Annotated in this window: 17 protein-coding genes and 1 pseudogene; 5 read left to right on the forward strand and 13 right to left on the reverse strand. The window is 47.4% G+C overall.

Going from position 1 to position 24,587, the window contains the following annotated elements:
* Positions 1 to 144 precede the first annotated feature (144 nt).
* The 3 genes from SK3146_RS01095 to SK3146_RS01105 are packed head-to-tail and all read left to right on the forward strand — an operon-like array spanning position 145 to position 4,673.
* Positions 145 to 795 (forward strand): TetR/AcrR family transcriptional regulator, encoded by a 651-nt coding sequence (locus SK3146_RS01095; RefSeq protein WP_249863324.1) that lies wholly within the window; start codon positions 145 to 147, stop codon positions 793 to 795.
* Positions 796 to 826: 31 nt separating this feature from the next.
* Positions 827 to 2,011 carry a YhgE/Pip domain-containing protein gene (locus SK3146_RS01100; protein ID WP_249866137.1) on the forward strand — a complete coding sequence of 395 codons (1,185 nt, stop codon included), beginning with the start codon at positions 827 to 829 and terminating at the stop codon, positions 2,009 to 2,011.
* A 40-nt stretch (positions 2,012 to 2,051) separates the two neighbouring features.
* Complete coding sequence (locus SK3146_RS01105; RefSeq protein ID WP_249863325.1) at positions 2,052 to 4,673, forward strand: phosphoenolpyruvate synthase; 2,622 nt, start codon at positions 2,052 to 2,054, stop codon at positions 4,671 to 4,673.
* Positions 4,674 to 4,745: 72 nt separating this feature from the next.
* Here SK3146_RS01105 and SK3146_RS01110 read toward each other — a convergent pair whose 3' ends face one another.
* From SK3146_RS01110 to SK3146_RS01135, 6 genes are all read right to left on the reverse strand, one after another.
* Positions 4,746 to 6,173, reverse strand: coding sequence for a sulfatase family protein (locus SK3146_RS01110; protein ID WP_249863326.1), 1,428 nt, complete (start codon positions 6,171 to 6,173; stop codon positions 4,746 to 4,748).
* Positions 6,174 to 6,178: 5 nt separating this feature from the next.
* The gene (locus SK3146_RS01115) at positions 6,179 to 7,705 is read right to left on the reverse strand and encodes an extracellular solute-binding protein (RefSeq protein WP_249863327.1); all 1,527 of its coding nucleotides are present in this window, start codon (positions 7,703 to 7,705) and stop codon (positions 6,179 to 6,181) included.
* A 39-nt stretch (positions 7,706 to 7,744) separates the two neighbouring features.
* Complete coding sequence (locus tag SK3146_RS01120; protein WP_249863328.1) at positions 7,745 to 8,623, reverse strand: carbohydrate ABC transporter permease; 879 nt, start codon at positions 8,621 to 8,623, stop codon at positions 7,745 to 7,747.
* Positions 8,623 to 9,216 (reverse strand): ABC transporter permease subunit, encoded by a 594-nt coding sequence (locus tag SK3146_RS35235; protein WP_249863329.1) that lies wholly within the window; start codon positions 9,214 to 9,216, stop codon positions 8,623 to 8,625. The genes SK3146_RS01120 and SK3146_RS35235 overlap by 1 nt, the downstream gene beginning before the upstream one ends.
* Before the next feature lie 458 nt (positions 9,217 to 9,674).
* Entirely contained in the window at positions 9,675 to 11,177 is a 1,503-nt protein-coding gene (locus SK3146_RS01130; RefSeq protein ID WP_249863330.1) for a response regulator, read from the reverse strand.
* Entirely contained in the window at positions 11,174 to 13,807 is a 2,634-nt protein-coding gene (locus tag SK3146_RS01135) for a cache domain-containing sensor histidine kinase (RefSeq protein ID WP_249863331.1), read from the reverse strand. Before SK3146_RS01135 ends, SK3146_RS01130 begins: the two co-directional genes overlap by 4 nt.
* Before the next feature lie 217 nt (positions 13,808 to 14,024).
* Between SK3146_RS01135 and SK3146_RS01140 the strand changes: the two genes are divergently transcribed.
* A complete protein-coding gene (locus tag SK3146_RS01140) occupies positions 14,025 to 14,765 on the forward strand; it encodes an AraC family transcriptional regulator (protein ID WP_249863332.1) in 741 nt (246 codons plus the stop codon).
* A gap of 56 nt (positions 14,766 to 14,821) precedes the next feature.
* Here the strand turns inward: SK3146_RS01140 and ppsA are convergent, their stop codons facing one another.
* The 4 genes and pseudogenes from ppsA to SK3146_RS01160 all read right to left on the reverse strand — a co-directional run bounded on the left by ppsA (position 14,822) and on the right by SK3146_RS01160 (position 21,799).
* Complete coding sequence (ppsA, locus tag SK3146_RS01145; RefSeq protein WP_249863333.1) at positions 14,822 to 17,416, reverse strand: phosphoenolpyruvate synthase; 2,595 nt, start codon at positions 17,414 to 17,416, stop codon at positions 14,822 to 14,824.
* A gap of 214 nt (positions 17,417 to 17,630) precedes the next feature.
* Positions 17,631 to 18,233: a nucleotidyltransferase domain-containing protein gene (locus SK3146_RS01150; RefSeq protein WP_249863334.1), complete on the reverse strand. Its 603-nt coding sequence runs from the start codon at positions 18,231 to 18,233 to the stop codon at positions 17,631 to 17,633.
* Positions 18,234 to 18,336: 103 nt separating this feature from the next.
* Positions 18,337 to 20,267 (reverse strand): annotated as a pseudogene (locus SK3146_RS01155) (TOMM precursor leader peptide-binding protein).
* The gene (locus SK3146_RS01160; protein WP_249863335.1) at positions 20,264 to 21,799 is read right to left on the reverse strand and encodes a hypothetical protein; all 1,536 of its coding nucleotides are present in this window, start codon (positions 21,797 to 21,799) and stop codon (positions 20,264 to 20,266) included. Before SK3146_RS01160 ends, SK3146_RS01155 begins: the two are co-directional and overlap by 4 nt.
* A gap of 274 nt (positions 21,800 to 22,073) precedes the next feature.
* On the opposite strand from SK3146_RS01160, the gene SK3146_RS01165 reads away from it, so the two are divergent.
* Positions 22,074 to 22,187, forward strand: coding sequence for a YjcZ family sporulation protein (locus SK3146_RS01165; protein ID WP_249863336.1), 114 nt, complete (start codon positions 22,074 to 22,076; stop codon positions 22,185 to 22,187).
* 48 nt (positions 22,188 to 22,235) lie between these two features.
* Here the strand turns inward: SK3146_RS01165 and SK3146_RS01170 are convergent, their stop codons facing one another.
* The 3 genes from SK3146_RS01170 to SK3146_RS01180 are packed head-to-tail and all read right to left on the reverse strand — an operon-like array spanning position 22,236 to position 24,583.
* On the reverse strand, positions 22,236 to 22,919 hold the full coding sequence (locus SK3146_RS01170; protein ID WP_249863337.1) for a class I SAM-dependent methyltransferase: 684 nt from the start codon (positions 22,917 to 22,919) through the stop codon (positions 22,236 to 22,238).
* Positions 22,906 to 23,739: a nickel import ATP-binding protein NikE gene (gene nikE / locus SK3146_RS01175; protein WP_249863338.1), complete on the reverse strand. Its 834-nt coding sequence runs from the start codon at positions 23,737 to 23,739 to the stop codon at positions 22,906 to 22,908. The genes SK3146_RS01170 and nikE overlap by 14 nt, the downstream gene beginning before the upstream one ends.
* 43 nt (positions 23,740 to 23,782) lie before the next feature.
* Complete coding sequence (locus SK3146_RS01180) at positions 23,783 to 24,583, reverse strand: ABC transporter ATP-binding protein (RefSeq protein ID WP_249863339.1); 801 nt, start codon at positions 24,581 to 24,583, stop codon at positions 23,783 to 23,785.
* Positions 24,584 to 24,587: the final 4 nt, after the last annotated feature.

The raw sequence follows: 24,587 nt of genomic DNA on the forward strand, positions 1-24,587 counted from the left end.
TTCAATCAACAATGTTGCATGAAGTGTTGATTGGATGTTTAAGTTGACATAAAGCTAGGCGCGATGTTATAACATTATTGAGTAAGTAATTACTTACTTTTTATTTTTCGACATAAATATAACCTATAAAGAGGTGAAGCCGATTTGTCCAACAACATGTTCAATGAATTCCTCTCGTCGGAATCGGTAAAACTAACCGTAAAACAACAACGGATTGTTCAGGCCGCCATTCGATTGTTCGCCGAAAAGGGTTATTCCAATACTTCAACTGCCGAAATTGCCAAGCTGGCCGAGGTTTCTGAAGCAAGCATTTTCAAACAGTACGGGACGAAAGACAAATTATTGCTTGCCCTTATTATTCCTCAATTTAAGGAATTTTTTCCTTCTATGGCGGATGAGGTCCTCGGTCAACTTAGCCGATCTCAATCGACCTTTGAAGGCTTCTTGAGGGAGTTTCTGAGAAATCGTATTGAATTAGCCTTGAAAAACAAGGAAATTTTCCAAATTATCATCAAGGAACTTATTTATAAAGAGGAATTGAAAAAAGAACTCATCCCTTATATTTTCGAGGTAGCTGCTTCTCGCCTCACCCAAGTTATCGAGTTATTTAAAGAACGCGGAGAACTCACGGACATTCCGACCGGCAAAATGCTGAAATCGTTATTTACGTTCGTCGGCGGATTTTTTGCTTCGCAGTTTGTGTTGTTGAATAAGGAGTCTATTGATGAACAGGAAATTGAAGATGCCGTTCGTTTTATGCTTCACGGCATAGGAAGCTCATCTTCCAATAACTAATGAGTGGAAAAGGAGTGGGTCCTTTATGAATATATTTAAAAACAAGCTCGTCCTGTTGTCGCCTATTATTGCTTTGTTGGTCATATTTATTTTTTTGCTTACACTTTTTCCATCTGTCCAAGTTCAGCCCAAAAATTTACCGATCGCCATTTTCAATGAAGATCAAGGATTAGAAATCCCAAATCAACCAAAGATGAATATGGGGCAGACTATCGTTGACATGATGCAGAAAACGGCATCTTCAACCTCTGGCGAGGAACCCGCTGTTAAATGGGTGGAAGTAAACAGTGCCGAAGAAGTACAAAACGGTTTAGATAATCAAGACTATTACGCAGCGCTTATGATTCCGAAAGATTTCAGCGAAAAACAAGCTTCCTTGCGCACTCCAACGCCTGTTTCTCCGAAAATTCACATCTTTATTAATCAAGGAATGAACCCTGCGGCATCTACAATGGCAGGCCAAGTCCTGAATGGAATCGTCGATAACATGAACAATAATATTCGCACCCAGCTCTTTGAAGGATTTACCAATCAAGGCGTCACACTGACACCGGACCAGGCTTCCAAATTGGCAAGTCCTATTATCAAGGAAATTACTAATGTCAACGAAACAGGTACAAAAAGCGCAAACGGCAATGCCCCTGTATCTTTATTCCAACCTCTCTGGATGGCATGTCTGGCAAGCGCGGCGGTTCTCTTTATGGTCACCAGCAAGACAACGACTAAAACTCGAACAGAGAACCTTATTGCGAAGTTAATGCAGGTTGTAGCGGGTGCGGTTGTTGCGGTAGTCGTTGGATTCGGGTTAACTTGGCTCGCGGAAAACATGGTGGGGCTTCACATTCCGCAGTTTGTGGATACAGCGTTTTTCTTAACGATTACCTTTTTCAGCTTTTTCCTTCTGATATCTGCTGTAATGTCATTGTTAGGAATGAAAGGAATTGCCGTCTTTGCCTTATTGCTTTTCTTTGGTGCGCCGTTACTCGCTTTAGCTCCTGAGATGATGTCCCCGTTCTACCGGGACTGGATTTACTCTTGGCTGCCAATGCGCTTTATGATAGAAGGTCTTCGTGAGCTGTTCTTCTTCGGTAAAGGGTTAAGCTGGAATCATGCAGTATCGTCGCTTACTTGGATTGGTGTAGTGAGCGCGATTGTAATATTTGGTTCCGTGCTGAAACCTCAGTCAATGCACAAACAGCAAAAGCTTGATGCATAAAAATAAGTGCGTGCGAATCGATAGCTTAGGAGGCTATACTATGAAACCCTATGTGCTCTTTTTTCATCAAATAGATCGCTCCAGTCTTCCCTATGTCGGCGGAAAAGGCGCAAATTTGGGCGAGATGACTCAGGCCGGCTTTCCTGTACCGGGCGGGTTTTGCATAACGACGCATGCCTATAATGACTTTTTGCAAACCAGTACAGAAATGGATAGCTATTTTGCTGAACTGGACCGGCTCGAACCGTTGCAATTAGAACAGGTCCATCAAATCGGCGAGCGCATCAGGACCCATCTGCAGCAATTGTCTATCCCCTCTCCTATTATGGATGCCGTCATTCAGGCATGGACCAAAGAAGGGTCGGAGAACTTTTATGCAATCAGATCCAGCGCGACAGCGGAAGATTTGCCTAACGCATCCTTTGCCGGTCAGCAGGACACTTATCTGAACGTAAGAGGCCGGGAAGAGCTGCTGCAGCATGTCAAGCACTGCTGGGCATCGCTTTTTACAGATCGCGCCATTGTGTATAGAGCCAAGAACGGCTTTGATCATCGCGAGGTCTATTTGTCCATAGTCGTTCAGCAAATGGTCATACCGGATACGTCGGGGATCATGTTCACAGCCGATCCTGTCAACGGGAATCGTGCGGTTGTTTCGATTGATGCCAGTTTTGGCTTGGGCGAGGCATTGGTTTCCGGTCAGGTGACTGCCGATCTGTATAAAGTGAAGAACAATCAGATTATCGATAAAAAAATATCGAAAAAGAAGTTAGCGATCTATGCTCTGCCTGAAGGCGGTACAGTAACCAAAGAGCTTTCCGCTCAGATGCAGGAACGGCAAGCTTTAACCGATAAGCAGATTATGGAGCTTGCCGCTCTGGGCAAGAAGATTGAGCGTCACTATGGCGCTCCTCAGGATATCGAGTTCTGTGTAGCGGACGATGAATTATTTATTGTCCAGAGCCGGCCCATTACGACCCTGTATCCTTTGCCGGATATACCGCAACGGCCGTTGAGAATCTTGCTATCTTTCGGCCATGCACAAATGATGACGAACGCAATGAAGCCGCTCGGCTTATCTGTACTACATCACATATTCCCTTCCAATCTGCTAAAGGCGGCCGGAGGAAGAATATTCGGCGACATCACCGGTATTCTGCATCATAAGATAGCGCGCAAAGGCGTCCTGGCATTGCTTGGGAATGTCGATGAAGGTATGAACCGGTCCGTAGATGCTATCGTTTCGCGTCCCGAATTTCTCGAGGATAATCCGTCTTCCCAAAGCATTTCACTCTCATCCGTTAGAAAAATGGCGGCGCCCGTCGTAGGCAAGGCGTGGAACATTCTTCGAGCAGGCGATCTGGAGGCAGCTATAGCCGAGGTGGAGAGATATACCTTGGAATATAGAGAAAGTGTAAAGCGGTCCCTCCACAGGAAACACGGCGCGGAGCGAATCCTCATCGTTCAGGAGCAACTCGGACACGTGCTTCGCGATATTATAAATAACGTGATTCCTTACGTCTGGCCCGGATTAGTCTCTAACGCCTTGCTTAAAAAAACGATTATCCGGAGGTTTGGAGACGAGGCCGAGCTTAATAAATTGAATAAGTCTCTGCCCCATAATGTAACAAGCGACATGGGGCTTGAGCTGGGCGACCTGGCAGATATGCTGCGGGAACTTCCCGAAGTTCAACAATATCTTAAACAAGCTGACGATCGAACCTTTTACTCCGGCCTCGACCGCGTGCCGGGCGGCGAAGCGTATAGACATGCTTTTGCAAAATTTATCGATAAATACGGGATGAGATGCCCGGGTGAAATCGATATGACTTCTCTGCGCTGGTACGAAGCGCCTACGCAATTGAATTCTGCATTGTTCAGCCACATTCATAGTCACCGGCCCGGCGAACACCGGCAGCGATTCGCCGAGGGCAAGAAAGAAGCGGAATCCGCTAGTCACGCTATTTTGGATTCGGTAAAAGGAGACTATTTCAAAGCCAAAATCACTAAACGGCTGATTTCGGTATATCGCCATTTAGGCGGGCTGCGGGAACAACATAAATATATTCTCATTACCGCCATGGGCGAATGCAAGAAAGCTATTATCGAGGAAGCTGAGACGCTCGTACAAAAAGGACATCTCTCGCAAGCCGACGACGTCTATTTCCTGGAATTGAGCGAGCTGCTTGATATTTTGCTGGGGCGCTTTGAAGGGAACCTATCTCAGCTGATTGCCCAGCGCAAAGAAGAGTTTCAAAGGTACCAAGGCTTGAAGCCGCCAAGAGTTATGACAAGCGAAGGGGAAATCGTTATCGTTCCTCCCAAAAAAGACAATATCCCGGAAGGGACGATCATCGGCAGTCCCGTTTCTGCCGGCATTGCGGAAGGGATTGCCCGGGTAATCCTAAGACCTGAGAACGCTATGCTGAAGGAAGGGGAAATTCTTGTGGCACCTCACACTGATCCGGGTTGGACCCCGCTGTTCCAATCCGCGGTTGCAGTCATTACGGAAGTCGGCGGATTAATGACGCATGGCTCGGTGGTTGCCCGGGAATATGGCATTCCGGCAGTCGTAGGAGTCGATGATGCCACAACGCTGATTAAAGACGGCGACAGAATAAGGGTTAACGGCGATCTCGGGTATATTGAAATATTGAGCTGAAAACTTCAGACCCTAAGGAAGACAGCGGCAGTCCGGAATTTGCGAGTCCGGACTGCCGCTGTCTTCTCCTCACTAGACAAGTCTGCGTATGCTCATTCGGAACGATAAATGATCGCCCGTCCGTTCCATATGCTTCTCCAGCATAGCCAGAAGCTGATTCAATTCATGATCATGTGTGCGTAAAGCGGCCAGATTGGTCTTCTCCTGCGGATCGTCCACCACGTCGTACAGCTCCAGGAAAGTCTCATCCTTGAATATATCCACGATAAGCTTATATCTCCCCTTGACGACGCACCTCTGAAAATATCCCAATGAGCCGTTCCCGTCATACTGTATATATACGGCTTCGGCGTTCCGGGCCTCTCCGCGAAGCAGCGGCATAAGCGATTGGCCGGACAAGGATGCCGGACTATCCAAACCTAGGAATTCGCATAAGGTTGGCAATATGTCGATCGAGCTGACCGTCTCATGGATTTCATTCTCCGCAGGAGTAAACCCGGCAGGGAATTTGATCCACAACGGCGTTCGCACCGATTCCTCGTACATGCAAAATTTTTGCCATAGCCGATGCGAGCCCAGCATTTCTCCGTGATCGCTGGTGAAGAGGATAAGGGAATTATCGTAGATGCCCTGTCTTTTCAGCTCTTCAATGATTCGTCCGATGCCCTCGTCCAGCAGATGAACTAGCCCTAGATATTTGGCCCAGATTGAACGCCATTCTTCACGGGAATAGCGGGTTCCCAGCACTCCCGTCACATTATACATTTGCAGCGGCGACTGATCCGGATACCAGACCCCGACATTATCCGGCAGCTCGATCTCTTCTTCTCCGACCATGGAGTACCAAGGCTCCGGAAGGTGGAACGGCGGATGAGGCGCCAAATACATTGCGCTCAAGAACAAAGGTTTATTGGGGTCTCTGGACGTTAGGGCCTCCAGCGTACGATTGGTGATGTACCCGTCAAAAAAATAATCCACATCTTCCGTGTAGCGGTCTGTAACGGGTACGGAATAGCTTTTGACGGCCGTATGCTTGCCGGATATCATCTCGGGCACGAGTCCTTTGAATTTCGGGCCGCCCGGAGCTTGTTTTCCGTGTTCTTTCAAGAAAGCCTTATAATTGGCTTCGGTATCCCAATGGGTTTGCGATTCAGGCTGTGCTTCCGGCTTCAACGGATAAAATAAATGCTGTTTACCGGTATGCCAGCTGTCCCAATGCTCCTCCATCAGCTGATACAGATGAGGAGTTCCTTCCTTGACCATCCCGTGCATCCGATCCTGCTCCGCCCAAGGGTTAATTAAGCATCCGGTTTCGTTGGGAAATTTTCCGGTGAAGAACGCCCCCCGGGCGGGAACGCATAAGGGGGAGGCGCAGTAGGCTCTGTTGAAAACAACGGATTCATTTTTCAATTCATTTAAATGTGGAGTCCATCTCCCGATCGCATCATATCTCAACTGATCGGCCATAATGATAATTACGTTAGGCTTTGGATTCGTCATCCGATTTATTTGCTCCATTTCTTCGTATTTTGTTCGACGGCCGAAGTCAGCTTGCCGAGCCCGGCATCGTTCATCTCTTTCACATATTGATCCCAGCTTGCGTTAATATCCTTAGCGCCGGTCACAAAATTGATCATCCACTCATTGTATTTTTTATCAATCGCCGGCACCGAATCCTTGGAGTCTCCGTAGGACAGCGCCGTAACCGGAGGGGCAATACCGGAGGTTAGGGAATATTCGAAGTTTTCCTTTAATGCGCCTTCTACATCCCCCGACGCTAACGAGTAATCTGTGGTCATGGCCAGTAAGTGTCCCAATGACGGAATAATATCCCGATCATAGAGCGCGGTTTTGACCATCTTACCGTTTTCCGTTTTATAGTGGACACCCTCGATCCCATAGTTGAGCAGCTTGATGCCTTCTTCGCTGTGAGTATAATCGATGATAGCGGCAACCCTTGCAAGGAAATCTTCATCCCGGTCTTTTTTAATGACTACGATAGGCTCGGTAAAGCTCGTGGAAGCTCTGCCCGAATTTCCAGCCGGTCCTTTAGGCAGCGGAATGATCAACGACAGCTTGGCCTCTTTGTTGGATTCCGATAAATCCTTTTCAAGCGCCGCATATCTTTCCGTAGGAGCCACGATGACCCCGGAGCTCCCGGAGAGAAATTTGGCTTTAGCCTGAGCCTCATTCGCTGTAAACACCTCCCGGTCGATTAAGCCCTCCCGGTATAACTCGCCGGCAAATTGCAGGAATGTTTTGTACTGCGGCATGACCGCTTCATACATCCATTTGCCGTCCGCCTTCCCCCAAGTGTTGGCGCCGGTGTAAGCGGTGGAGAATCCAAGAAGCGCGGACGATCCGAAGGCAAACGTGGCAGGGACTGTATTCGCGCCCCCCATTTTATTATCCTTGAAAGCTTTCAGCATCGCTTTGAATTCATCCATCGTCGCCGGCTTCTTCAGTCCGAGCTTATCCAGCCAATCTTGCCGGACGACGATCACGCTGGGAATGACTCCGGATTTACGGGACGGAAGCTGGAAAATTCCGTTTTCTTCGCGGAATTCCTCGGTCCCCGGCTGTTTCATGTAAGCTTGTAATCCTTTTAAATCATATTTATCGGCATACTCCTTGAAATCCATCAAAAAATCGTCTTCATACAGCTGGTTATAAATATGCGTTCCTGTGCTAAGCGAATAGCGAAATACATCAGGCACATCACCTGCCGCAATTTTCAACTCCAGGTTCTTTTGATATTCTTTGGCCAAGATCCGCTCCACTTTAATATTCACATTAAATTTATCATTCAAATATTGGATAATGGCATCATCGGGGGCAATATCGCGGGGACCCCACTGAAACCACTTGATGTCATATTTTTTCGCCAAACTTATTTTACCGGGCGCCGCAGCGGAATCCGGATTCGCGTCTTTCTTGGAATCGGTGCTGTTCCCGGAAGGATTGGAACACCCGAAAACAGCGATCGTCAGAACGAGAATAAGGATTAACACGGTCATTTTTTTGAACAACATACTTGAACCACCCTTTCATGTCTCTAAGCTTTGAATCATTTAGCCTTTCAAAGAACCCATCATGATTCCGCTCACAAAATATTTTTGCAAAAAAGGATATACCGAAATAATTGGCAATAAAACCATAACGATATTCGCTAAACGTACCGTTTCCGTACTAAATCCCTCTTCCCCGGATTCAGCCAGCATGACGGATTCCAAATCCTGCGTACTGTTAATCATTTTTTGCAAATATTCTTGAACCGTCTTCAACTCATTGTCGGTAATAAAAAATACCGATTGCATATACGTGTTCCAGAAGCCAACCATAAAAAACAAGCCGATGGCCGCCAATATCGGTTTGGATAACGGCAAAACGATAGTGAAGAAGATCCGGAAGTCATTGCAGCCGTCGATGCGGGCGGCCTCTTCTAATTCTTTAGGAAATTCCATAAAAGTCGATCTCATAATAATTAAATAAAACGTATTGATCATATAAGGAATAATATATACCGCAAAATGATTGATCAGCCCGAGCTCTTTATAGTTCATATAGTCAGGAATGAGGCCGGCATGCATGAACATCGTCATGACGATCAGAAACATGACGACTTTTGACCCTTTGAACGGTTTGGATAATCCGTAAGCCGAGTAGGCCGTCATAAATAAGGCGACAGCAGTGCCTATGACCGTAATCAAGAACGTCACCCGGAGATGAATGAAGATCGTACCGTCTGCAAATATTTGCTTATATGACGCTAAAGTAGGCGCCGTCACCAGCACTTTGAACCGAGAGGTCAAATATTCGGAGTCCGACATGAAGGAAGCGACTACCGTCTGCCAAAACGGATAGAGCATAATGACGCATAACAATATCATGATTGCCGCATTCAACGTATCTCCTATCGGGTGTTTGCGATCGCGAATGGTATTCGTCATCAAATAATTCCCCTCTGCCCTATAACTTTGGCCAGCCGATCCGCCGAATAGACGAGGACGGCCGCCACCAACGTTTTAAATAGTCCTGCCGCCGTAGCCAAGCTGTGCTTGCCTTCTTGGAGCCCTACGCGAAATACATAAGTATCGATAATGTCCGCTACACTCGTTACCATGGGGTTGCTCATGACCATAATTTGTTCAAAACCTACATCCAGCAAATGGCCGATATTAATGATGAACAGCACCACGATCGTAGTGGATATGCCCGGAAGCGTAATATGCCACAGCTGCTGCGAACGGGAAGCGCCGTCGACACGGGCCGCTTCATATAGGGATACGTCGATCCGGGTCAAAGCCGCCAAATACAAGATGGTTCCCCACCCCATCGTTTTCCAGATTTCCGATGCAACCAGAATCCCCCGGAAATAGGCTTTGTCGCCTACAAAATAAATCGGCTCGAAGCCAAACCATTTCACAATCTCGTTGACCAAGCCGTCATGGACGGATAGCAAGCTGTATATGATGCCTCCGAGCACCGACCAGGAAATAAAATGAGGAAGATACAGGATCGATTGGCTGATTCTTTTAAACATTGCATTTCTCAGAGCATTCAGCATTAGAGCCAACACGATAGGCGCCGGAAAACCGAACAAAATTTTATAAAAACTGATAATCAAGGTGTTGACTAGAGCTTGTTGAAAGTCGGTTGAACTGAATAGCGTGACAAAATGCTCGAAACCAACCCAGGGGCTCTTCTCCAGCGGCCGTGTTATTCTGAAATCCCTAAATGCAATCTGAACAAAATACAACGGCTTGTATCTGAAAATCACATAGTAAATGAGCGCCGGAATAATAAAAAGAATAATTTGGTGTTTTGAATACAGCATTCGAATCTTGTAAAAAAACTGGTTTGGCTCCATCTTATCTCCCCTTTTTGAAATGTAATCGCATACATTTGATGGTTTTAGTATACGATTACACCCCCATGAAAAACAGAAGGTGAAAAACAGAAAAAAGGTGGGTTATTTTCCACTGCGGCACACAGCATTCCTTATTTATTATGTTTGCGGTACTCCCTTGGCCCCGTGTTCATGATTTGAGTGAACAGCTTGCTAAAATGCTTTTCATCCGAATACCCGACTTCGCTGGCAATCTCATAAATTTTCATGTCGGTTCTAACCAATAATTGGCAGGCGGTTTCGATTCGTTTCGTGATTACATATTTGGAGAAAGTCATGCCGGTGTACTCTTTAAACTTGGAAGATAAGTAACCGGGGCTGAAATAAAATTGCCGAGCGACATCCTCCAGGTTCAAATTGGTTCTATACATCTCATCCACATACTCTTTAATGAACGATATATTTTCGTTCTTCTGCAGCTGTGCTCTATGATGGATAAGCTCGCATTGCTCTTGGACGATCGGCAGCATATAAGCTTCCAAGTCCATAATCGAATCAAATTCATTCAAAGTAAGAGCTTTATTCTCTTGGACTTTCGTCATTTTCTCGAATTGCGCAGCTATTTGAAGGCAAAAGTACTTCATATCTGAAACGCTCAGCTTTTTATGTAAGCAGCCTTCGGCAAATACCGTTCTCATCCAATGCACTAAATTCACGGCATCCCCGGTATAAACCCAATTGACCCAGTGCATGCTTGAAACGTTGTTAAATTCAATGCACGTATCCTGTCCCTGCCAATCTTCGTACAATAAAACCGATCGTGCCGAATTATCCGGATCTTCCGCTCTTAGGAAATCGATCGTCTTCATCGCTTCTTTATACATAAGGGGGATTTGCGATAGGCAGCGTTGAATGGAGCCAATTCCGATTTTATACGCATCGGCGGCGATCTCGCGCAAGTGAGCCGTTATCATTTGAATACAATCCGCTAACTTCTTGTGAAAGTGCTGAAATTCTTCCCCTTCCTCTAAGAAAATAAAGTGAATATACCGGTCATCCTGTTGCAATATCAGCTTCAAGGGAAATGCGGTTTGGTAGAAACCAATCACATCCAATGGATAGGGCGACGGAAGCCAGAGGCTTGCCACACTGTAATACGACGGCTTCCCAGCTTGATTAAGCTCTGAGGGAGGGGAACCCTTCATATATTGTTGAAACGTATAATCGTTTTTGAGCAGCAGAAGCTGATTGTATTGCCGGTTTTCCTCTTGCTTATGGGACAAGACCCGATACAGCCTCGCCAAGGCTTCTTCCAGCTCCGGGAACATATTAATTTTAACGACATAGTCGAATGCGCCTTGCTGAATGCCTTTTTTGGCATAAGCGAATTCGTCGTAGCCGCTAAGCAAAATAATCTCCGTTTCGGGACGCAAGCCTTTCATCTTCTCCAGCACTTCCAACCCGCTTAAGACGGGCATATGAATATCCATAATAACGGCCTCCGGCTTATAGGCTTGGAATAGCTCTAACGCCTCTTCGCCGTCAGCGGCGACGGCTACCAGATTAAATCCCAGCGAATCCCAATGGATGGAGTGTTCCAAGCCGTCTCTAATGATCTTCTCATCGTCCGCAATCATAAGTGTAAATTTGTTCATGGTTCCAGCTCCTTCTGCAGGCTGATCTTCATTCTGATCTGAGTGCCCGTCCCCTTGACGCTTTTGAGCTCCAGTCCGTAGCCCTCGCCAAATTCAAGGCTCAGCCTTTCGTGAACATTGGATAACCCGCAATGAATGGACTGCGTTTTATTGTTCATCGTAATCAATGTGCTCGCTAATTGTTCGGTATCCATGCCTTTCCCGTCATCTTCAATTATGATGATCAAGTCTTTGTTATCCACGGCGCCGGATATTTTGACGGTTAAGAGCCGATTTTTTTCCATCGCATGATGAATGGCATTTTCCACAAGAGGCTGAAAAATAAATTTAGGAAGCAGCACTTTATAACAAGCAGCGTCTACATCAACATGAAAAGCCAGCTGTCGCTCGAACCGGATACTTTGGAGCTGCACATAATTGTGCACATGCTCCAGCTCCTCTTCCAGCGTAATTAAGTCCCTGGAACCGGATAAACCCGTTTTCAAAAATTTGGCTGTCGCCACAAGCATCATACTCGCCTCCTCCGGCTTCCCGGTTTTGAGAAGCAGCAAGATGGAGGTGAAAATATTTTGCAGAAAATGCGGCTTGATTTGCGATTGCAGCGCTTTAAACAAGAGCTTGTTGATGCGTTTTTCCATTTCCAGGTTTTCGTTCTTTTTCGTCATTAACTCCATCGACAACGTTTCCAGCCGGCTTAGCATATGGTTAAAATTGTGGGCAAGAACAACAAATTCAAAGTCATGCTCGGTTCCGCGCAACCGGATCGATTGGTCATGCGGATAGGCCTCCATCAAATGGATCGCTCGGCGCACCGGAGCAGTCATCCGTTTCCCCAATAAGGTAGAGGCGATAATAATAATGCATAACATGCAAAACATTTCGAACGAATACAGGAGGATAAAAATGTATTGCTGCTCTTCCCAAGATGCCGGAGCAAATAAACCTAAATTCCACTTTTCCTGCTCCATGACGATAGGGATTGTGGAAAACAACGTTTTCTGGCCTTTCACGGTTATATATTGATGGTCAATGGGCTCGCCTGTCATATCCGGAATGTGCGCCTCCATGTATTCCATATAAGGATGATCTATGGGTGAGCTGATCGTTTGGAGACGGCCGCTTCCGCTGTCACGATTCATAAGAATGACGGCCGACATCCTGTTCGTATGCAGCTGATTATCGAGAACGCCGTTGATTCCGAATTCGATATATCCCATATATTTAAACAAGTTCGATTTATCGACCGTATTGCCTAAGTATTTGATCTCCTTTTTCATTACCAATAACGGCTGCCTGGGCTCCATCGCCGGTTTATTTTTCGCATTGGAGAACACAAGCCGGTTATCGGCATCGTAGATGGATATATAACTTAAGCTTTTATCAATGATTCCCTTCCTAATTAAGATGTCCGCAAATTCCCGATTTCGTGGCAATGAGTCGCCGTTCTCTTTCATCATTAGTTCTTGAAACTCTCCGTTAAGGGTCAAATACCGCATATAGGAATGGTACGATTGCAAGTTATTTTCGATGTTTGTGGCAGTCTGCTTGAAAATTTGAATATGATCTTGCCGTGAATTCTCTTCGATCATACGGTCGAATTGATGATATGAAATAAGGATCATGCACAGAGTAGGAATAATCATCATGGAGAAAAAAAGGAACAGCTTCTTATAGGCGCTGGAGTGCTCTTGATAGGTTGCAATATAGCGGTGGATCGATTCTCGCTGTTCAAACCCTTTTACCTGCTTCAGCTTGTGAATGAAATCATATACTGGCTTCAATATCCATCCCGTAGCGACATGGGAAATCGCGGCAAATACAATGAATATTATCAACCCATAACCGACAAGATTACGCACGATTCGATCGATACTGCGGTCGATTTGACTCATATCCCTCAATAAAATGTATCTGTCTCCCTGTTTATTCTTTATAGAGACAATCTGATTTTCGAATCGGGATGTGACCATAGCCCCGGAATCGGGTCCCACACTTTCTATAATGTGATTGTTAAACAGTTCTTTTATCTTTTGTTGATCTCCATAGATCACCTGATTTTTCGCGTTGAGTTTGATTAATCCGAGATCGCTCTGGTCGATCAGCTTCTGATAATCCAATACGGCAATCATATAGGCTCCGTCTTGGAGCGGGGCAATGAATAAATTTTCTTCAAAAAAGTCGCTCTGCCCGTATTTCCAATCTTCCTTCAATTGAGTCCACAAGTATTCTTGGATCGATTGGCCGGCCGCTCTCTCTTCCATAGTATCTGTATATGAAATCACTTCGTTCGCCAGTGAAGTTCCCATTAATACTTGATTTTGATACAAAAAAATGCCCTTGAATTCTTTATTGGAATACAGAAACGTTCTCAGCTCGGAATTGAAGTCAAAGGCCTTTCTTAATAGGGTATTGTCGTCTTGGATATCGCTGTCAAGCGTAAATTGGAAGTCGTCCATAAACAACTGAAACTTTTCCTTGCTCTTATAAATGGAATCTTCCATCGTTTCAAGGTTGATCGACAGTTCGCTTTCATTCGAGAGTTTTACGTTATCGATAATTAAATGCTGGGAAACAAAGTAAATAATCAAGGAGGAAATGACCATGAATGCGAGCAAAAGTCCTAAAAACATTCCATTTAATTTCATTCTGAATGACATTGTAAGCGTTCTCTCCTTGTTGCATGATTGTGCCGGAGCCTGTGCTCCTCCTCTTGTTAACGCATACATTTTATTCTATAATACTTTTAAAATAACATGGGCGTTATGTAAATTGAATGTCCAAATCGTCGTAATACTTGTATAAATGCCGTTTTCTATCATAATTCCTGCACTTATAGAGAGGATGCCTATGAAATCCCAAGTGCTCTCCGTCGGCTTCGGCTCGAAGCTATCCCCGTCTAAGGTGCTGCCGCATACGCATGATTATTGGCAGCTTGAGATTGCAACAGAAGGAGTCATTACATGCAATTTGCTTGGTGAGATGCGATCTCTGGAGATTGGCGATATGCTCCTGGTTCCCCCAGGCGTAGAGCATGGATTTGGGTACAATGAGCCGCCTGTCGCCTGGATATCGATCAAGTTTGAGCGCGAAACAGGCGATCTTCCCCATTGGACCGGGATTATTCACAGCAATATGATTACGAGGAAGCTCATCTCCGCGTTCAAGACGGCCATTCATGCATCGCCTTACATGCAATACGAAAAAGTATTTGTGGGCGGCTTTCTTGAAACGATACTTCATTACGTTCACTCCGGCGAATTCCGGGAAATTAACGATTCGTCCGAGTTGTTAGTCAAGCGAATGATGGACAGCATATATAAACGAAACGGAAAATCGATGACGATCTACGAACTTGCTGAAGAATTGTCGTATTCACGCAGTCACTTATCGAAGAAGTTCAAGGAGAATACCGGTGAAAGCTTGAAATCGTTTATCGATCATATTCGGATTCAGAAGATAGAGGAATTGCTTCGCTATAGAGAACAAAGCATTTCCGAAATCGCTGCGGATCTCGGGTTTCATGATGTATTTTCGTTTTCGAAATTTTTCAAAAAACATACGGGCAAAAGCCCGCGGCAATATAAATAAGAAGGACTTTGTGTCGCTTATTGGCGAAACAAAGTCCTTCCGATGTTTATCCGAGGTTACAGTAGCTCGATATACCCCTCTGTTCCGTTCACGCGGATTCGCTGTCCGTCTTTGATCCGTTTGGTGGCATGATCTACCCCGACAACGGCCGGCAAGCCGTACTCGCGCGCGATCACTGCTCCATGGGTCATCAGTCCGCCGACTTCGGTGACCAGTCCTTTAATGGAGACGAACAGCGGCGTCCAGCCAGGGTCAGTGAAGGGGGTGACCAATATATCCCCTTCTTCCAGATCGGCGTCCTCCATCTTTAAGATGACGCGTGCCCGCCCCTCAATCACCCCGGAAGAAACAGCCAGACCTGCGATCGCTCCGGCCGGGAGATGATCCCGGTCGTACTCACCGGTAATGATTTCCCCGTCCGACGTAATGACACGCGGGGGAGTCAGTTTTTCATATAATTTGTACTCGTCCTTTCGTTTGTTGACGATCTGCTCATCCAGTTTGTTTGCGCGTACGACTTCGTGAAGCTCTTCAAACGTGAGATAATAGATATCTTCTTGTTCATGAATAACGCCGGCTTGCACGAGTTGTTCGGCCTCTTTCAGTAAAGCTTGCCTGTACACGAATAAGCGGTTAATCATGCCGTATTTCGGATATTCGCGATAGCCGATAAAATTCCGGATTAGATCGATCCTTCGTTTGGTTTCCTCGGCTTTTTGTTCGCCATCCGGCAATAACTTCAATCGCTCCAATAGCTCTTGTTCTTTTTCCAACGCTTCCCGGAGGCCTTGCTCAAATTTCCGTTTCCCGGCCTGCGGCTCGAAGTTTTTGATGTTACTAACAATCATCGGGACCAGTGTAACTGGTTTTTCCTTCCACCTGGTTCTCGTAATATCGATTTCTCCGGTACATCGCATCCCGTATTTATGGAGATAAGCCTCGATAGCGTCTCGGGCTTCCTGTCCACCCTCCAGTTGAATCAGTTCGTCCAGGAAGCGATCGTCTTTAACCTGCTGCAAATAATTAACGACTTCCGGGTAAGGGCGAATCGCATCCGCGACATTGAGCAGCGCCAGCCCCATCTCCGAAGTAATATTGTTCGGTACGGATTGAGAAAGCGTATCTGCTGCGTTTTTTTCCCCCAGCCACTTGTTCATATTTTCATTGATCCATGCTGAAGCGTTTATGGCGGACATAAACACAGCCGAGCTTTGCGGGTCAAATAAGATCTTCTTTAATTGCTGGATATCTTCCCGAATAAAATCAAATAAATCCGCTCCCGATTTCGTTTGGATGTTTTGTTGCAACTCTTCTATCGAAGCTTGGCTACGTTTAATCAAATCGGAAACGATTGCCGGACCGTTCTCGAATGGTGTCGGCATATCCGTATTCATTCTGTTCGGAATCGGCGCTGTTGGATCATTTGGTAACAATTTTATAAAATCCCGCTCTATGATGGTCACGAGTGCGCCTTTTATAAGCGGATCGGAGCCCAAATTTTTTAATAGAGCTTCCCGGCCGGCAGGTGTAGCCAGCATCGGTGCAACATCAATAAACAACCTCCCGCCGGCTTTGCGCATAGGTGCGGGAGTAATTAACAGGAAAAAAGACAATCCTAACGGTTTGATGGGATCTGTCATCATTTGTTGATGGCCAACGGATAAATAGACGTGATTGTCCCCATCATTCGCTTCAGGGATCGGGTATAACGTCGTAATCGGCCGACTTTGAAGAATATAAAATGCATCTTGATCCAGGCACCATTCGATATCCTGCGGCTGGCCGAAGTAAGCTTCGATCTGTCTTCCGATGTGTGCCAGCTGTACAATTTGCCGTTCGGTAAGTGCCGGAGTCTTTTGCCGGTCAGGATCGATCTGCTTGGTCGCTGTTCCGCCCTCTTCCCGTCCATAGATAGCCAATGTTTTGGCCGCTATCCTCTTATCGACGATAGTCTCATCCTGTACTTTATACACATCGGCCGAGACCAGGCCGGAGACGAGCGCTTCTCCAAGGCCGAAACCGGCATCGATCGTCAGCAGCTTGCGGTTCCCGGTCATCGGATCGGCGGTGAATAAAATGCCCGAAGCCTGCGGGAACACCATTCTTTGAACGATGACCGATACATACGCTTGGCTGTGGTCAAATCCGTTCTGCATCCGGTAGATGACCGCGCGATCCGTGTAGAGGGAGGCCCAGCATTTGCGAATATGCTGCAAAATCGCGTCCAGGCCGATAATATTTAAGTAGGTGTCTTGTTGGCCGGCAAACGAGGCATGCGGCAAATCTTCGGCCGTCGCGCTGGAACGAACCGCATACGCATGTTCCTCGCCAAACCGGGAGAGATAGCGACTAACGGCTTCCGTAACATCGGAAGGCATTTCCGCTTCGATAATGACTTGCCGAATCTTCCCGCTAATTTCACCGATGGACTCGCGGTCTTCTGCTTGCAGCGTGGTTAGTCTATGGAGCAGAGCGTGATACGTCTCGTTTGGTTCGATGGCTTGTTGATATGCCGCTGTTGTAACACAAAATCCTTCCGGTACTCGTATTCCCTCAATTTCAGATAATTTCCCTAAATGGAATCCTTTCCCGCCAACGAGCGAAAGCTGCGTTTTTTCCATTTCTTGAAAATCGAGAACCAACGAATGCATCCAACATCTCTCCTAACCATTCATTTGAGAAAAACATTTGACAAGAGCTTGACTGGTATGCTACAATTAAATTGTAAGATAGATTAATTATGTCCACATAAAATAAAAAGTCGTAAATTGATTATAGCACTGTGCCTGCTCATATGCAATATAAAGAACCTGATTCAATTGAATCAGGCTTTTTTGATTGTATTCGAGCTTCTTGGATCAGCATTTACAAAAAACGGACCCAATCATGACCTTGCGGGAACTGCCGGAGTAAAGAAGATTTCAGCCATACTTTTTCTTGTTCCTGAAGCGACGGCAGCATCGTTTGAAAATCACGGTAATCTTTCTCCCTTACTTTCGAACTGCCTGCTTTATGCAGAAGCTGGATTTCGGGTCTCAAATAAGGTATGCCTTCTTCCGTTTTCAAAATAATGTCCGCTACCGGCCTTCGAATGGATCTGTCTCTCTTATAAGTCCAATAGGGTTCTTCGGTATCAATGATCATCAGCTGAAAAGCCCAAGGCGACTCGTCGCTCTTACTAATCCATACGTCATTCGTCGAGTTCAAATACTCCCCGTCTTCCCACAAACTTAGCTTGCCGTCCTCGGCCCTGTATAATATCCAATCCTCTTTTAAATACCGATAAGCGGTGAGCTGCTCTTCACGGGTAATAATAACGTCAACATCGCTATGCTCCCTGGTTTGTTTGCGCAGATGCAAGTCCAAGGCCCAGCCCCCGGCAATACACCAACGTATCGGAATAGCCGAAAAAATTTCATTGATTTCCTTAACACTAAGCGGCATCCAATTGCTTATATCCGTCCTCAAACCGGTTCCTCCTTAACAACCTCGAATTGATTGTTTGCTCTGTATGTAATAACATACAAGAATTATCTTCGAAAGTATAGGCTGATAATGGAGCCTTACGGGTCTACGGAAACGGATGCGGGTAAGGATTCAGCTCCTCCGGCGACAGCTTGTGACCGGTATATCCGAGCTGCATCGGCACTTCCAACACTCTGTTCAAACCTGCCAAGCGGGTAAGCGTATGTCCGAACGTCATCGGCAGCATTCCCGGTATCAGCACTTTGAAGCAGTACAGCTCGTTGCGGAGCGTCTCGCTCGTTGACTGGTCGACGACAATGACGTCCAACTGCAAGCCGCGAAATACCTCAAGAACCTGCTTCAGATCATCCGTTAAATCGTCATTAGACGCTGCAGGGCCGAATTCTTCGCCGAATGTCCGTAGAGGACGCCGTTCATCCAGCAAAAATCCTAGCCGCTCCTCCGCTTCCGGCAAACTATACAGTATGGAATGATCCTCCATATATTCCACCAGGAATGAATCATGGAACATCGCTTCGGCATCATCTCGGCGTTCGTTCCAGCTTGCCTCCACTCTGGTGATCGTTCCAGCCAGCTCATACACGGCGCTCTTGGCTGCACGGATAGGGTCCAGATGGGCTCCTGCGGCGCAAACAAGGTTCAATGACTGATTCGCTCCCCCTTCGCTATAGCCCAGATGCTTGGAATGCCGTTTTCCATCGTCGTATTGTACAACAGCACTTCATATCCCGTTACGGCTCTTACGCGTTCGATCATCGTCACCAGTTCTTTGTCGCCCGACGAACGATAATCGAGCCGTGGAACGGGCAGCTTGGCGTACCAGGTCATCAAGAACGAATCGCGCTCAACGATTTCCAAAATGCCGTGCAAGATGGCTTCTTCCCGGCTCCCGCCTAACGCGCAGCCGTTAGAGGTCTCATAGACAAAACCGCCTCCATAGCCCAGGCTGTAATAAGCCAGCAGCTCGGGAACCAAAATCGGCCGTTCCTGCAGTAACGAGTATCCCCAAACCCATGAAATATCGGCATCGGGATCGAACCGCAGATAGGGAAAATCCGGCCGTTCCATGTGCTCCTGCGCATGGAGCCCCACCTTCAACGGATCGATGGCATCATCCTTCAAGTTAACGAAGCTGTCATACACAACCGTTCGTTTTCCTCTGGGGGCGATCCCGCAATATCTCTCCAATCCTTCGAGGATGGCTGCCAGCTCGCTGCCTGCAAACGAATGCGAATGACCTCCCGTCAATTCATTGGCCATAGGCAAAGGAAGATTCACAACCGCGCATGCAAAAGTGGACAGGAAGCTAAACTCCCTGCCGTTGAAGAGCCCGGTCCGGCTGTCCCAATAATCCTTAACCAGAACCTTCTGCAAATCGCTCATCGAGCGGCTGCGGTAGGTATCCCTGCTGAGCTTTTTGCAAGATCCAAGCGTTAGCTGAGCCGCTTCCTTCGAATCCTCCGAACATTGGCCGCAAACAGGACATGATGCGTCCGGCAAAATGTAGTGAATTGTCGTATTCAGATCAATCAGGTTAACCAGATAGATGCGGTTTTCCGAATGCGGTTTATCTCCTTGAAGCGCTTTAGCCGCTTCTGCAGAAACTATAGACGCCAGATGCCGCAATGCGAAAGGAGATACCTCCGGAACCGATATAGGGAGAGAATCGGAGGAGGTGAGTCTCATGAGCAGGTCGCCTATATCCTCCTTGCTGTTCCTTGCCATGGAGTACCTGTTTTCCGCGCATTGCGAACAGCCCGCCGTCCCGGGACGGACTAGCGGCCCCACCACTCCTTCTCCATCGGATTCATAACAGCGCAGCCAAGGGATGCCGAGCGGCTGCAGTATCTCTTCTGCCTGGAGATGAACGGAGGTGTTCCCGCCCAGCACCAATACCAGCCTCGCAGGCGGCAAATCCTCGCCGAAAGCGGATCTGCGCACTATCGGGAATTCCGACAAATACTTGCACACCGTATCCGCCAACGGCCCCTCTCCGATAATAACGACGGTATTCATAGGGATTCCTCCTCACCGAGCAGTACGCCAACGACTTCAAGCAGCCCTTCTTTCAGAAAAGGCTCGCACCGCATGTCGAACACCTCCAGCCGTTTATGATGCTGCTTCAAGGTCTTTATCGCTGAAAGCATTCTAGCGGCGTGACCGATGGAGGCTGCAGGAAAAACGGCGATGCGCTGCGGCTTATCATCGCTCCAAGCAACGGAACGAACCGCGGCGCTTTCCGTTTTCATCAATGCATTTTGCAGCGATCGGCGAAGCGCCAAGGTTATGTCAAGGCCTACTGCGCCATACCAGGATTGATCCGAGAGGACCCATACGACCGGAAACCCGAGCAACGGCTCTTCGGATGCTACGAGAATCTCGCCCTCCTGAATATTCAGAGCTTGCAAATAATACCGGCAGTGAGTATCTTCGATTCGGCCAATTTCCATGCGGGTGAGGACCCTCTCATGATGAAGGGTCCGTCTTTCCAGCTCTTGGGTCAAACAAGCGACCAGCCCGCGCCCGACCGCTTCGGCGAACGTGAGTCCTGCTCCGATGCCGATGTCCTCCTGGCTTGAGGATAGCCGAGGTATCCATAGCGGGGTCATGCGAGCGGCATAGGCTTCCACTCCTGCAAGCCCGGACTCCCGCCGGGCCTCTACATGCGTTAAAGCGCTGCAGATGATGGCCGGCAAAAGCTGCGCAAAGCCTTCGGATAGCGGGTCAACGGGCTGCACGAGACATTGCGCCAGCGGAAGCTGCTTCAACGCACCTTCCTCCCAAACATGGAAAATACCCGACACCTTGGAGGTCAGCCCTTCAAACCAAGAAAACCATTGCTCCACATCCGGTTCCTGATCCGATTCGAGATTTCGCTCCAGCTCCGTCGTCATGACGACCGCCTTGCGAGCCGATAAGGAAGGATGCGGGAGAACCTGATGCCAGCTTCCCTCCAGCGTGAGCGGATTCAAGATATAACAATGATTATTGCGATTCGGCTCGCCCTCTCCGGCAAGCCGTTTATGGTATTCATATACGACAAGATTGGATAAGAGGGTTGCGGTCGTCCTATATAAAGGATACGTTTCCCATCCAGGAGGGAATACGGACGCGTGAATGCGCCGCCATGCACTCTGCCCGCCCCCCTCTCCGTCCGGATGAAGCAGCGGCCCGGCCATGCCTATTCCTCGCAGATTCGTTGCAGGAAGGAGCGGTTTCTTTTCTGCCGTGCAGGCGGTCTGAAGCTTTTCAAGCTCCTCCAGGTCGTTGTGCTCAGCAGCATACAAAATAAACGAAAACGGCCTGATCGCCGCGGCCCAATTCACTTCGACTCCCTCCGCTTCGGCTAGAATAATATTCGGAGATGTTTCCGGATTGCCCGTAAGCGCCTGTTCCGAGGCTTCCTTAAGCTGCTCCGCTTCGGCTCGCGACATGTTGACTGCCAACACGGATAGCTTCGATAAACGCGATTCATACCATGCTTTAACCAGCTCGATCAAGATGGTTCCTGAACCGACTGCCAGTACCCCTTCACCTTGAGAAGACATTAGTCTACCTCCATCCATGACATTACACGGTTCGAGAACCCGGTCATACCGTTATCCGCAAACCCAAAATCTACTGTAAAAATATGTCGGAATCCTTATTTTTATTACGTAACCAAAGCAAGGCAGCGTTAAATTCTTCGGCAGCAAGTCCGTGAAAGGTTGGGGGTGCAATTAAACTTAACGCTCTAATATTTAAACAATTTTCCGTTTTGCCCAGTCCATGAGCGGCACAAACACATACAATACCTTAGAACTCGGGAGGGAGGAAGTCGCAATGGGATTAGGAGTAGCAGGTAGCTGCAGTTGTGGAGGTTTGTTTACTTCTACGGGTGTGATTCTCGTACTTTTCATTCTGCTCGTCATTGTTTCTCGCGGATTTCTCTACTAAGTAGGTAAGCATAAACGCCCGACTATTCAAATAGTCCGGGCGTTTTTTTTACATTTTCGTAAATCGGAATATATAACCGTTCTCATAGACGGACATCAATTCGTCGTTCAAGTTCCTGAAATATTTCTCCTTGCCGGAGACTGTAATAAAGTCGGTCGGCACTCTTCGCTTGATTTCCACCCGAAACCCCTCGTTACTAAAAGCGGAGGCAATATCGTCGAGGGTATGCATATTAGCGTTCAAATGGCTGTACTTTTCAATCTCTTCTTTAAAAAAATCGCGGCTGGGGTTCGCCGTTAAATCCGTGTAGGTAACATAATAAACGCCGCCGGGCTTTAGCGCCTTGCTCAACTTCCAGGCATGCGTCTTTAAATCATCGATCAAATAAATGACGGACAGACAAAAAGCAAGATCGAATTGGCCTTCGAGCTGTTCAGGAGATCCAGATACCCTATAATCGATAGGTAAGCTGCCCTTTCTTTCATTGGCAATGTCAATGGACTGCCGTCCCAAATCGATGCCTGTCGCTTTCTTGTACGGCTTGATTTGATGCAGCAGCCTTAAAAAGCCGCCCCGATTACAACCGAAGTCCAGAACGGAATATTCCGATAAATCTTCTTCCTTTAAGGCTGCGATCAGCTGAAGCCAGCCCTTCAGATGCCCTTCTTCCATTAGAGCTTCGCGTTCGTTGTTGTTCCACCATACCTCATAACTTTGTTCATTGGCTGTCATTGCTTACCCACTCCTTATTATTATGAATATTTGCCCGAGCTCTCGGGCGGCTAGGGAGAACGGATTCCAAAAGCTGCTTGGATGCAGGATGCTTCATTGAAGACAGCGGGTCGGAACAATGTATTGTTTCGACAATTTGTCCTTTGTGCATGACCGCCAATCGATCCGAGATTGAACGAACGGCCATTATATCGTGGGAGATAAACAAGTAGGACAACAAATACTGCTCTTTCAACTCATCCAGAAGCTTCAGAATTTGATGCTGGATGAGCACGTCAAGACTGCTGACGGCTTCATCCAGGACTATTAGCTTGGGCTTGAGCGCGATGGCGCGGGCAATACTTATTCGTTGCAATTGCCCGCCGCTAAATTGATGAGGATACTTAGCCATATCATCCGGGCTTAAGCCTACCGATACCAGTAATTCTTGAACGGTTCTCTTTTCCTCGCGCGCGCTCAGTTTCTCGAAATTTTTTAGAGGTTCTCTTATGGATTCATAGACAGGCCATCTAGGATTCAATGAGCTGTAGCAATCTTGAAAAACCGTTTGAATTTTGCGGCGAACGCTCTGGCGTTCTCTCCTGCTCATGGTTAACAAGCTTTTGCCTTCAAACCAAATTTCGCCGTCATCCGGCTTCTCCAGACCCAAGATCATCTTACCCAGCGTACTCTTGCCGGAGCCGCTCTCGCCGACCAGCCCCAGACACATGCCTTGCTCCAAGGAAAGGCAAATGTTGTCCGCCGCTTTCAAGGTTTGCTTATTCAACAAGGTTGAGGCACCTATAGTATAGCTTTTACTTACATTCCTTAATTCAAGCATACTCCCACCCCTAAGAAAGCTTCCTGTTCGCAACACGAGCATTTTAAACGAGACCGATACCCGGTCTTGCTTCCAGCAGCATACGGGTATACGGATGCTCTGGACGATCGAACAACCGGGCGACCGGGGCTTTTTCTACAATGCTCCCCTCTTGCATGACCATCACCTCGTCAGCCATATAGGCAATAACGCCAAGATCATGGGAAACGAGGAGCATAGCCGTTTCCTGCTCCTCACACAGACGGCGCATTTGCTCCAGCAACCGCATCTGATGAACCGTATCCAAAGCCGTGGTAGGCTCATCGGCGATCAATACAGCCGGCTGCAACGACATCGCGATGGCGATCATCGCCCGCTGAAGCATCCCTCCGCTCAATTGAAACGGATACTGCTTCATGATTTCAGCCGGGCGAGGCAGACCGGTTTTACCGAGATACGTCTCTGCCAGCTCGCGAGCTTCCGCCCGCGACAATGAACGTTGGGCTCGAAGCGTCTCCATAAAATGACTGCCTATCGTCACCGTAGGGTTAAAGGCGCTCATCGGATTTTGCATAACGACCGCGAGACGCCCGCCTCGTATGCTTCTCATTTGAGCTGGGGTCGCCTGCAGCAGATTTTTGCCTTCCAGAAGTATCGATCCCTCTTCTATGATGGCGGACTCCTGGAGCAGGCCCATGATCGCCAGGCAAGTCATCGTTTTCCCGCTCCCGCTGGCCCCCACAAGTCCTAGTACCTCTCCGCGGTTTAATCGGAAGCTGACATCGTTCACTATTTTCTTCATTCCATGAGGCGTTGACACGCTAATATGCAGATGATCTACGCTTAAAACGATGTGCTTGTCCATGGAC

Source organism: Paenibacillus konkukensis, from assembly GCF_023523925.1.
Classification (GTDB): Bacteria; Bacillota; Bacilli; order Paenibacillales; family NBRC-103111; genus Paenibacillus_S; species Paenibacillus_S doosanensis.